Here is an 11,728-nt window from a genome sequence, read left to right as displayed (position 1 = left end):
ATATAAAAGCTTATTCGATGCGAACGAAATGATTCCTTCGCTGCCGCCACAGATTAACAAAATCATTACACAAAAGTGGTGTGGATAAAATTTACATAATTTTATCATGAAACTGCTGCCTTTCATGATACGCTATAGAAGCGCAGCAAGAAGGAGTGCGGCTCTGTAAGTCTTCCGGGATGCTCATATGCTGCAAGAAATTTATAGTTGAAAGCTTCCAGCTGCGGAAAAAGTCCGCTGGAACTTCGTAACTGAAGAGGAGGGGAATTTCATGATTACGAGTAAACGAATTGGGCGCTTGCTGCTGATCGTTGGCTTGATGTTCAGCCTTATGATGCCAGTCAGCTCCGTCCTGGCCGAAGGGCCGTCGGATCCGGCGCCGGTGCTTCAACCCGTTGGCGCTCCTAACGGGAAGACCGTATTGTTCGATAACGCGCACGGACAGACGGCTGGTGCCGCGGACTGGGTCATTGATGGGGCTTTTTCCGATTTTGCCTCAGCTCTGGCTAAGGAAGGCTACCAGGTCAAGGAACTGCGCAAAAAAGAACCGATTGCGCTGAACGATCTGCAAAATGCTGATGTTTTTGTCATTCCGGAAGCGAATATTCCCTTCAAAACGTCCGAACAACAGGCAATGGCGCAGTATGTGCACAATGGAGGCAGCATTTTCTTCATCGCTGACCACTATAACGCAGATCGCAACAAAAACCGTTGGGATGCTTCGGAAGTGTTCAATGGGTACCGTCGCGGAGCATGGCAGGATCCGGCGGCAGGCATGAGTGCAGAGGAACGCCAATCTGCAGCAATGCAGAATGTATCAAGCTCGGATTGGCTGGCGGATAACTTCGGCATACGGATTCGCTATAATGCCCTTGGCGATATCAACTCCGACTACATTGTGCCCTCGCCCCAAGCCTTTGGCATCACTGAGAATGTGAAGACCGTGACTATGCATGCCGGCTCGACTTTAGCGATTACAGATCCTGCCAAGGCGAAGGGGGTTGTGTATATTGCAGCAACCAACAAAGCGTGGCCCAACGCAGTCGACCAAGGCGTGTATAACGGCGGTGGCTTGGCGGAAGGCCCATATGCGGCGGTTGCCAAGGCCGGTTTAGGGAAAGCAGCCGTTATCGGTGATTCTTCTCCGGTGGAGGACAGCACGCCGAAGTATTTGCGGGAGGAAAATGGCGCAGCAAAGAAAACATACGACGGCTTTTACGAACGGGACAATGATAAGCTGTTGGTCAATATAGTGAACTGGTTGTCTGTAAAAGAGAGTTATACTTCATTAAGCCAAGTGCCCGGACTTACTTTGGATCAACCAACCGCACTGTTGGCGCAGGAGTCGCCGCAGAGTTCCGTGGAACCGAAACCCGAGCCTTGGGCCAGCCCGGCTTCAGGATATAAATGGTGGGATTCATCCACGTTCAAGCAGGGCTCTTACGGGTATGATTCTTCGTCACCCGGCGAGCCTCCAACCGGAGATGGAGAAGGATTCGAGTCCGGCAGCAAAGGATCTTATGCGGCTGGCACCGTGACGCTCGACAGCGGATTATGGCTGTTTGATAATGCGCTCATCGGCGATCTGCCGAATGACAAGAAGAACGGAGCCAGATCGGCCCGCATTCGCGCAGCCGGGTTCATTGCCATGAATGATGATGTGGAAGGGGCCGAAAGTGTCACATTGCAACATGCCAACTTCGGCAATGACTCCGGCACGGTCTGGAAGCTGCAGAAGTCGACGGACGGCGGTTCTACATGGAGCGATGTTGGAGAATCGTACAGCAGCGGCGCCAGCTTGGCCGATAAGACGATCGAGGTGAACGAGACAGGGGCCGTCCGGTTCAAAATTGTCGTTGCCGGAGTTTCAGGCAAGCGAATCAATATCGATAACTTCCAAATCAACCGCTGACGGACATTTCAAGTTACAAGCAAGCTCTCATTATTGCCACGGTGACTGATAAGAGGCCGTTTGCCGCAACGCGCGGCAGGCGGCCTTCTTTTCTTGACAAAGCGTTTCCCTTCCGCTCAATCATCCCGCTTCTCTTTACGATCCTGCAACAGCTCGGATACCGTAACGAACTCGTAATTCTGAGCCTTCAGACGATTAATAATTGCAGGTAACGCTTTAACTGTGCCTTGCAAGTACCCGTTGTGCGCACTGCCGCCTGCATGCTGCAGCACAATCGAACCGGGTGACACCCCGTTCACTACGTTGCGGATAATTTGCGATGCGCTTAATCCGCGCCAATCATTCGAATCGACGTCCCAATTCACGACCAGATAACCATGGTCACCTGCCCAACGCAGCTGTTTCTCACTAATTTCACCATAAGGCGGTCGAAAATAACGCGGTTTATACCCGACGATTTGTTCAATAACACGTTCTGTATCCTTCAATTGATGTTCAAATGCAGGTAACGTCAGCTTGGTTAACAATGGGTGATTATACGAATGATTACCGATGATATGACCTTCACGCACAATTCGTTGAACAAGCTCGGGATGTGCTTTCGCACGGGAACCGACGAGAAAGAAAGTAGCTCGTATGTTATGCTCCTTCAAAATATCCAATACTAACGGTGTGGCTCGGTTATCGGGAACATCGTCGAATGTGAGTGCGACTTGACGGGAGCCTTGAGCCTTGCCGCGCAGCTTGAATATATGCGGATATTTCATTCTGAGCTGGGCAATGGACAGATTCTGTCGCTTATTTAAGCTGGATTGTGAACTTTGGGAAGTCGATCTGACTTCAGAAGACTTGTTCCATGTTCGGTCTTTGGAGTGAGTGTTTTTTGTATCTTTCTTGTTCGCTGCTTTATGTTCTAACTGTTTTTTGTTTGCGGTATTAATCGTGAAGCGTAGGATACGGCGTTCTTGCTTGCGCTCTTCCTTCTTCGGTAAGGATAATGTTAACGGACTTGCGGTAGAGCCGTCCGTATTATTCAGGCCGATCGAACGCGGCCATATCGAGTTAGGATCCTGATTCCAGGGGGAATGACTTCCAGACGGCCGAGCGGAGTCAACGGCAGATGACGGCGTTGGTTGTGAAGGCAATGTTGGGGGTGCAGCATCACGTGAACGCGGGAAGCAACCGGTCGTACATAACAAACAGAGCATGACTAAGCTAAATAACCATTTATGCATGGAATCTTTCCCCTTTCCCGTTAATGTTCCTTGTTCTTGTTATGTCCTTGACGAAAGGGAAATATGCTCATGAACTGCTTGTCATAAAAGGGAAATGTTCGCATATGGTTGGTCCAATAATAAAATGGAAAGTAATTCGCTTACCTAGAACTTGTTGCTAATATTCTGAAAATTTGCGCAACCCTTGTCACATTTGCTTTCATTTGTGATGATTCTCACAGATGCTTTGTTCCGGAAACAGGCATAGTAGTAATTGTTAAAGCTAAAAAAGGAGCATACCCGTGTACACGATTCTTTCCAACGAACGCATCTCTGAAGGCATTTACCTCATGACGGTGGAGGGACAATTTCAAGCCCGTATGGGGCAGTTCTATATGCTGCGGGCTTGGAACCAAGCACCCATACTTTCCCGTCCAATCAGCATTTGCAATATGGAGAAAGACTGTATTCAATTCCTGTATAAGATTGCAGGGGAAGGCACCCGACTGTTCGCATTGTTGCGTGCCGGTGATTCCATTCAATTGGAAGGTCCGTTCGGCAACGGCTTTCCCGACGTTCAAGGCCGTACGGCGTTAGTCGGCGGAGGAATTGGAATCGCGCCGTTGCTCTATACGGCGAAGCAGCTGGACAATCCGGATATTTATCTCGGATTTCGCGGCCAATCTTATATGACCGAAGCATATGAACCCTATGCAAATGAACTTATCGTGCGTGTAAATGGAAATTTGCTCTACGATTTGGACATGAAAAAGTATGACAATGTGCTCGTGTGCGGTCCGCTCGGTATGATGAAAGCGGCCGCCCTCATGGCGGAAGGACTGGATACGAAGGTGTACGTATCTTTCGAGAAGCGTATGGCTTGCGGCATCGGCGCTTGCTATGTATGTTCGGTCATGAACAAGAACGGCAACCGCAAAGTTTGCGCAGATGGGCCAGTATTTTTGGCGGAGGAGGTGGAATGGCATGCGGAACTTAGCTTGTAATGTGGCGGGCATACCGTTCAATAATCCGATTGTTATGGCATCTGGCACCTTTGGATTTGGACAGGAGTATGCCAAGCTGTATGACATTAATAAATTGGGCGGCATCTCATGCAAAGGTCTTACGCTGCATCCCCGCAAGGGCAATCCAGGCGCGCGCGTCTGGGAGACTGCTGGCGGTATGTTGAACAGTGTGGGACTTGAAAATCCGGGCATTGACGCATTTCTGGAAGACGAAATGAAGTTCTGGGAGACGATTGAGCCTGTTAAAATCGCTAACCTTGGCGGCAGCAATATTGAAGAATATGTACTTGGCGCGCTGAAAATAACGAAAGATGCGGAAGAACGCCGCAAACAAAATCAACGTGCCGTCGATATGATTGAATTGAATATCTCATGTCCGAACGTGAAGGAAGGCGGAATGGCCTTCGGTGTTAAGACAGCTGTGGCGCGAGAGGTCATTCGCGAGGTGCGGCAAGTGACGTCGCTTCCGCTTGCTGTGAAGCTGTCGCCGAACGCTGAGAATATCGTAGATATGGCTGTCATGTGTGAAGGTGAAGGCGCGGAATGCGTCTCACTAATCAATACGTTCTCTGGCATGAAGATCGATATATATCAGCGCCGCAGCGTATTCCATAATATGTACGCGGGCTTGTCCGGACCATCCATTAAACCTATCGCGCTTCGGATGGTGCACCAAGTGGCGCAGCAAGTGACGATTCCGGTCATGGGCATGGGCGGCATCGCTTCCGCCTCGGATGTCATCGAATTCATTATGGCTGGTGCCGAGGTAGTGCAAGTCGGAACTTATAACTTTATGAACTTGCGCGCTGGCGAGGAACTGCTTGCAGGCATCCGCAGCTTCATGGAGCTGGAAAATATTCAAAGCTTAGATGAAATCCGCGGCATTATTCAATAAGATCGAGGGATCGTTGTAAATAAAGAGGTGCTTCAATTGATGACGAATGACGCTGGTGCAGGGTGCGTGAATGCCGCTACGGAAGAGCAGGCCGACACGCTGGAGCAGTTGGTTTCCGCCTCTACTTATGGTGACGATTTGAGCATTCAGGTTTTACAGGTCGGTAGAGACTGGATGTTTGCGATTACCGGTGGTGACCCGCATATCGGCGCGGTATCGACTGCTTCGAAGGATGATGGAGAGTGGAAAGTAAAGACGACCCCCGTTCCCGGACACAAGGAACATGTGTTAACCGGACCGATGGCGCTGCAGGCGGCGCAATTCTTGAAGACGACAGTCACGGTCGTGGCAGGCATCCATTACGATAATTTGACGGCGGCGGACATTGATATGGTCGTCGACAAAGTGTGGAAACGGTTTTTGCTGGAATTGAATACACTGTTGTGAACTTGTGCATGTAAAGTGTAACCGAGAAGACAACGGTATTAAGTTCGAATAGGGAGCGCCTGATTGAGGCGCTCTTTCTCTTTGATTATATAAAAAATATGGAATAGATTGCGAAGGGAAATACGTCTTTTATACGTCTTTTAGTATATGCTCACCTTCCAGTCGTTCAAAAGCCGCACAGCCGAGGAGTTCTAAGAGTTCGATGAGTAGTTAATGCTCCATATAATAATCACGCTCTGATGAGTCATGAAGAGCTCACTGAGGTAAGGGGAGAGCGGTGCTAAGAGGTGGATCAAGCAACATGGACAGCAGCGAATGCGCGATTTTAAATAGGGGAGTAAGAGGCGGCTTGTGACGTAATTGTGAGTGAGCTTGTGGAACCCGAATTTGAAAGGTATAATTTTTTGAAACAACTAACGAAATAATTCGTATGTATGGGTATTGAGACATAATATCATAGATAATGGATTTTCGTTTCAAGGTCTATGATTCTAAAGGAGGAAACGATACAATGTCATTATTTAAACGTTTACGTGATGTAACAATGTCCAACATTTTCGCCTTGATTGAGAAGGCAGAGGATCCCATTAAGATGACTGATCAATATTTGCGTGACATGCAGGAGGATCTGGAAGAAGCAGAGCGTGCCGTGGCACAGCAAATCGCGATCGAGAAGCGGTTCAAGCAATCGTATGAAGAGCAAGCCGCACTTGTGCAGAAACGTGAAGAGCAAGCTCATATTGCTGTTCAAGCAGAGAATCTGGACTTGGCGCGCCGCGCACTGGAAGAGAAAAAATCTGCTGAGCAGAAGATGGATGAGTACAAGACGAGCTACGACCAGAATAAGGCATCTGCAGATCAACTGCGTGCCAAGCTGGAAGAAATGCGTAAACAATACTCTGATATGAAAAATAAGCGCGAAACGCTCGTTGCCCGGTTCAACGCTGCGAAGGCGCAGACCGAAATTAATAAAGCGATGGCGGGCTTCAGCTCAGACACCGCAATGTCCGGTCTGAAGCGTATGGAAGACAAAATGCTTCAAATGGAAGCGCAAGCGGAAGCCAGCAATGAAATGCGCGGTTCCGGCTCCAAATCGCTGGATGACGAATTTGCCAGCTTGAGTAAAGACAAAGGTGTGGAAGACGAGTTGGCGGCGATTATGAAAAAGTATGAAAAACCTGCCGAGTAATGATTCCGAGAAGACGCTTGTGTCAGGCAAGCGTCTTTCTTCCATCAATTAGACAGTAAGGGACATGCAATTATGCTGCATAGTCGTATGATGACCATGTTAGCATGAAGGAGGATTATGCTTGGAAAGACTTAATATCACGATGGATAATATTACGGGCATTGCCGTCTGGACGGGGACAGGAGCGCTGCTGCTGTTCTTGCTCATGTTCGTGGATTCTCTATTTACCGGCTATAAGGATGTTCACGAAATGAGACAGGGGAATGTGGCAGTGACGACGCGGTTCATTATGAAGCTCTTCTCACAAGGGTACATACTGTCCAGTTCGATCAAAGTCGCATATAGCTTGGGCGAAGCACTGCTTATGTCTGTCGTATCCTTTGTCATTCTGCTTATTCTGGAGCTGATTTTCCGAGTCTTGTTCCGCGGCCTGTTCAGTATGAATTTGGAAGAGGGAACGAAGCAAGGAAACATGTCTTATGCTCTGGTGGCAGGATCATTACATGTCGTAGGCGCGCTAATCATTGCAGCTTGCTTGTAATTGTAATTATGAGACAGAAGGAGACGAATGTCATGAGCTTGTGGAAACGGTTAAAGAACATCATGGCGAAGCCTGAACCGTCCAAACCGGAGAAGACATCGTCTGCGCTCGACCCGGGTGATATTTGCGAAGTATCACTCGTAAGCTACGAGGTAACCGGTAGAACGGATTGGCGTACCCGCAATGCAGCATGGCTGACGATGCGGGATGGCGCTCGAATTAAATATTTGTTAGTGGAACAGCGTGAACAGCCAATTTACAGCTTATACGAGGCCATCGACGGCCGCTTGGATGGCGTCGAAGAGGTCCCGACCGAAGTGGAATTGGATGGAAGATGGTTTTTTTTAGAAGACCAGTATAATGGAAGAGTTATGTGTACCGGTCAGACCCCATTCGGAGTGGCAGGGGAGCAATATGTATGGCAGTATCAATCCGACGATCGCAAGCTGTTGCGTATCGAATGGCAGGACGGTCGGTTTCAGTTGTATGAGGGTGACTCCGTAATTACAGCCGATGTGCGCATTCTGCGCCGGACATAAGGGGCCGCCTATGCGTAAGATTGGATTAGACGCCATTAAATGGACGATTATTGTTTGTCTTATCGTTCCCCTGCTAGCGGCATGCGGGCAGTTCGATTTATCAGAGTCGTACCCGCTTGAATCGGTTACGCGTGAAGGACAAAGCACTTCTTATATTTATCGGGCTGTCGATACGTCCGTTCCTGATGCTGCTCAGGCGATCGCTGATAAGCGCAAGCCGGATCAATTATCGGAACGTAGCGATGAGAGAATGTTTCTGGTCTACCGCGATGAATTAATTCAAATCCAGCAGGACCCGAAGAAGCCGGAAGACAGCCTGATCGAAGTAGATTCCAAGGAATACGTCAGACAAAACTATGACCGCAGCTTCTTGGAAACTTATATTACGTATAAGGTTCTGGATAGTCTATTCGATTCTGTGCGCGGATTTGGGAAATACCGCGGATATACGGATCGGGGCAATTATGCCCCTTCGAAGCCGTATCGCAAGCCGACCGTAGAGGATAAGAAGAAAGCCCCGCCGATTACGGTTGATCGCAAGGGCTCCATCTTCCGCAGAGGCTCCGATAAGGATACGACCGTCGGCAGCGGGGGCAGCATCTTTAAGCGGCAGCCTTCTGACGGAAGCTCCAAGGGATCGATTACGCGGAACAAAGATGGCGGCGTTCGTTCGCCGAAGTACAATCCGCCTAAGGTGAAAAAGTATAAGCCACCGAAAACGCGAGTCGGTTCAGGCAGCATCTTCCGCCGGGGCCGACGATAAAGCAGTAACCATTAATCACCGCCCATTCCTTCAAGAATGTGGCGGTGATTTCATTATATTCTAAGATTCATCCTGACGTCGTTCAATCGCTTCGGACATCGTCTTATCGGTAAGATGGGCATATATTTCGGTCGTCTCGGTAGAGGCGTGCCCTAGCTGCTCTTTCGTCTTGTAAATGTCATTTTGCAAATAGTAGTCTGTTGCGAAGGAATGACGCAATTTGTGCACCGTCAATGCGGGTTTCCCGTATCGCTTCGCGTATTTAATAATCATTTGTTGAATAGCGCGCTTCGTCATTCGTTTGCCTTCGGTTTCACCGTTCTTGATGGCAAGAAAAAAGGCTTTCTCCCGTTTGGGAGCAGCATAGCGCGTAGCACGCAGTTCCATGTAATCAACCAGGTCTTGCTTGGCGCTGTCTCGAAAATAGACGGGAGTTTTGAACGTCTCGTCGTTGTGGCCTTTACGGTACACATAGACAAGTTTATTGTTCAAGTCAACATCATCCATATTTAAATTCACAACTTCGCTTACACGCAGTCCCGAATTGAGGATTAGGCTGACGATGGCTGCATCCCGCACTGCGTTCAAAGAGTGCGCATAAGCGGCTTGTTTGTTATCCGCGACATCATGTGCGTAGCCTTCACGAACATATCCGATGAACACGTCGATTTCATCTTCCTCCAGCAGCTTTCCCTTCAGCTTGGATGCGGTGTCTTTCGGTTTATGTACACGCTTAATCTCAATCTTCGCCATCACATTGCGTTTTAACAGCGGATAGAACTCTTCATCCTCGGCAATCTGGCTCAAATAATGAAACAGCGATCGCAAAGACGATAATTTGCGCGACACCGTTACTCTAGCATTCGTCGTCTCCTTATACGTCGTTAAATAAATGCGAAATGAAGTAATATGCTCCATGCGCAGCGATTCCAAATCGAGTAGTGTCACGTCTTTCAACGCGGTCGCTTCGGTCAATCGCTCGACGATGAGCCATCCGAAAAAAATCTCGTAGTCCCGAACATACTCCAATAGAGAAGAGGGGGACAGATCAGGCAGCTTGTATTCGATAAATTGCTGAACATACCACGGCAAGGTTGGAAGTTTATCGTTCAAGACAGCCCGGTCTCGTATCTTTTGAATTGTCATCTTATTCAACCCTCCATCAGTATCACTATTGTATCGGAACCAGCGTTTCTACGCAAAGAATATGGTTGCATTCAGGGGATAGGACTGGCTTATCCTATAGGTTTTGTGGGACTTTGCATTAAATAGGGAGGATTTTACATAAAATACGCTTTACGTAAAGTGTGCCTTACGTTAAAATAAAAGATAATAGTTTCCGAAATAATTTTCCTTGATATGGAAACACATAACTGTTCTCAAGAGAATTTGGCTGATATTCTTCATGTGACCAGACAAACAATTATTTCTCTTAAAAAAGGAAAATATAATCCAATCTTTCCATTAGATACTAAACCGCACGGATTTTTAATACGACAGTGGAAGATATTTTTATCCTAAAAGCAAGGACCTAAAGTAAGATGAGAGGAGAATTGTTCGATGACATGGAGAACAATTCTTTTTATCACAGGGGTTAGTTAGTTTTTGAATGGCGATTTTTTATTTTTTTGATATAATGATTAATCAAACACCTCGGTCAGAATATATCCCCATGACTACTACTATCCTACTCTTCTGTATTGTATTTCCTTATGACTCACCATACGCTTTGAAATTCTCAATTTAAACTGACGATTGTATGTGTTTCAGTGGGCTATTTGTATCCTCAGATGGATTGAAAAGACGAACATATAATTAATTCGACAAAAGGGTGCACTTTTCAATTTGACATTCACGAGGGAGGATAATTAACAAGGGGTGAACTTATGGACTGCTATATAAAACACATTCAACTAGGTAATGAATTCTGTCTGGATATTGATCATGAAGTTCTAATAAAACAAGGAGTTATTTTCCCGCTTTCGAGGGTGGAATTTCGATTATTATATTTTTTAGTAATAAACCAAGGTCAAGTAGTTCCGTTTAAAAAATTGAAAAATTACGCGTGGAAAATGCCCTTCACAGTTACTAGACATGAATTATACGTCTACATAAGTCGAATTAGAAAAAAACTAGATTCTGGAAATCATAATCATTTAATATGTATTCGTAATGTGGGTTACGTACTTAAGATAAGTAAACATAACTGCTCCGGGCGGGTGGAATAAGAATCATGGTATGAGTTGTTCCATATAGCTCAATGTTACTAAAGATGACTGTTACTGACGAATTATCTTATCAAAGTAGTGGCTGAAGGTGAACGTCACTGTAGTACATATATCAACCGGAGAACTCCGAAGTTCAGCTTTCCAGTTGACATTTATATTTCCACTTAATTGGCCTCCCGTTAAAACGCACTTCTTTCATGACGACATACCAGTCGCGATCAAGTTTAATCTTGCACGGAATTCACCTGTCACCAATTCGATTAGAGAACTGATAGATGTCATCGATTGCATCGTCAGAAAAGATGTCATGCTCACTGCTGAGTACGCCAGAAGCTAGGCCATATATTCACTAGCCTACGTCCGGTTATCGTACAGTAACTTGCACTGTATGTCAATAATCTGGCAGATGGCAGTGTCGGCTTGAAGCCGAAACCTGTCCCACCGTTCGCTCTGTCCCACGAGGAGGAGTGCCATGGGTCTTTCCGCATCTATATTGAAGTCGAGCAGATGAGCTTCGTCGACGATGAGCATCGGCTGCGACCGATGAATCCCCGCATTAGTTCAAGTGCCCGATGAGTTGGCCCTTGGCGTTGCCACGATGAAACTCGCCTTATAGCACTTGGAACCACTTGTTACGTTGTTCTGGCGTTTGCGTCTTTTTCCTTTCACAAAATGAACACTCTGGTCATTCTATCGGTCAGGATTCGGGTATTATGATTTACAGAAACAGATGACATTGTAGTTTTTTGTCGATAGTATCAATAAACTTAGAGACTTTAGACTACAACCATTGTGATAAGATGATGTTGTAAGAAAATGTTTTTAGTTCCAGTGATTACTTTCGAGAGGAGGCGCATGTCTGGAATTATACTGTCCGTTTCTTCACCAAAAGCATTACATACAATTAGCTCAAAAGAAGTTTGCCAAATGGCGCAGGAAATATGTCCACTGCGTGGGAAGTAGCATACGAGACAA

At 46.9% G+C, this 11,728-nt stretch carries 11 protein-coding genes; 9 read left to right on the top strand and 2 right to left on the bottom strand.

Going from position 1 to position 11,728, the window contains the following annotated elements; genetic code table 11:
* Positions 1-271: 271 nt before the first annotated feature.
* Positions 272-1,912, top strand: coding sequence for a GldG family protein (locus M3650_RS15075; protein WP_251575910.1), 1,641 nt, complete (start codon positions 272-274; stop codon positions 1,910-1,912).
* Positions 1,913-2,028: 116 nt separating this feature from the next.
* On the opposite strand, the gene M3650_RS15070 is transcribed toward M3650_RS15075, so the two are convergent.
* Entirely contained in the window at positions 2,029-3,057 is a 1,029-nt protein-coding gene (locus tag M3650_RS15070; protein ID WP_251575908.1) for a polysaccharide deacetylase family protein, read from the bottom strand.
* Between the two features lie 371 nt (positions 3,058-3,428).
* Between M3650_RS15070 and M3650_RS15065 the strand changes: the two genes are divergently transcribed.
* From M3650_RS15065 to M3650_RS15035, 7 genes are all read left to right on the top strand, one after another.
* Positions 3,429-4,130 carry a dihydroorotate dehydrogenase electron transfer subunit gene (locus tag M3650_RS15065; protein ID WP_251575906.1) on the top strand — a complete coding sequence of 234 codons (702 nt, stop codon included), beginning with the start codon at positions 3,429-3,431 and terminating at the stop codon, positions 4,128-4,130.
* Positions 4,111-5,046 (top strand): dihydroorotate dehydrogenase, encoded by a 936-nt coding sequence (locus M3650_RS15060; RefSeq protein ID WP_026011305.1) that lies wholly within the window; start codon positions 4,111-4,113, stop codon positions 5,044-5,046. Before M3650_RS15065 ends, M3650_RS15060 begins: the two co-directional genes overlap by 20 nt.
* Positions 5,047-5,085: 39 nt before the next feature.
* Positions 5,086-5,493: a prenylated flavin chaperone LpdD gene (gene lpdD / locus M3650_RS15055; RefSeq protein ID WP_251576094.1), complete on the top strand. Its 408-nt coding sequence runs from the start codon at positions 5,086-5,088 to the stop codon at positions 5,491-5,493.
* A gap of 511 nt (positions 5,494-6,004) precedes the next feature.
* Complete coding sequence (locus M3650_RS15050; protein ID WP_019423924.1) at positions 6,005-6,682, top strand: PspA/IM30 family protein; 678 nt, start codon at positions 6,005-6,007, stop codon at positions 6,680-6,682.
* A 136-nt stretch (positions 6,683-6,818) separates the two neighbouring features.
* Positions 6,819-7,223 (top strand): DUF350 domain-containing protein, encoded by a 405-nt coding sequence (locus M3650_RS15045; protein ID WP_026011306.1) that lies wholly within the window; start codon positions 6,819-6,821, stop codon positions 7,221-7,223.
* A 32-nt stretch (positions 7,224-7,255) separates the two neighbouring features.
* Complete coding sequence (locus tag M3650_RS15040; protein WP_251575904.1) at positions 7,256-7,762, top strand: DUF4178 domain-containing protein; 507 nt, start codon at positions 7,256-7,258, stop codon at positions 7,760-7,762.
* Positions 7,763-7,772: 10 nt separating this feature from the next.
* Positions 7,773-8,525 (top strand): DUF4247 domain-containing protein, encoded by a 753-nt coding sequence (locus tag M3650_RS15035; protein WP_251575902.1) that lies wholly within the window; start codon positions 7,773-7,775, stop codon positions 8,523-8,525.
* A gap of 60 nt (positions 8,526-8,585) precedes the next feature.
* Here the strand turns inward: M3650_RS15035 and xerS are convergent, their stop codons facing one another.
* Positions 8,586-9,671 (bottom strand): tyrosine recombinase XerS, encoded by a 1,086-nt coding sequence (gene xerS / locus M3650_RS15030; protein WP_251575900.1) that lies wholly within the window; start codon positions 9,669-9,671, stop codon positions 8,586-8,588.
* A gap of 740 nt (positions 9,672-10,411) precedes the next feature.
* On the opposite strand from xerS, the gene M3650_RS32620 reads away from it, so the two are divergent.
* Positions 10,412-10,753, top strand: coding sequence for a helix-turn-helix domain-containing protein (locus tag M3650_RS32620; RefSeq protein WP_369011124.1), 342 nt, complete (start codon positions 10,412-10,414; stop codon positions 10,751-10,753).
* Positions 10,754-11,728 lie beyond the last annotated feature (975 nt).

This window comes from Paenibacillus sp. MER TA 81-3 (assembly GCF_023713585.1).
In the GTDB taxonomy this organism is placed as follows: domain Bacteria; phylum Bacillota; class Bacilli; order Paenibacillales; family Paenibacillaceae; genus Paenibacillus_B; species Paenibacillus_B profundus.
This window is presented reverse-complemented; position numbering and strand designations above follow the sequence as displayed.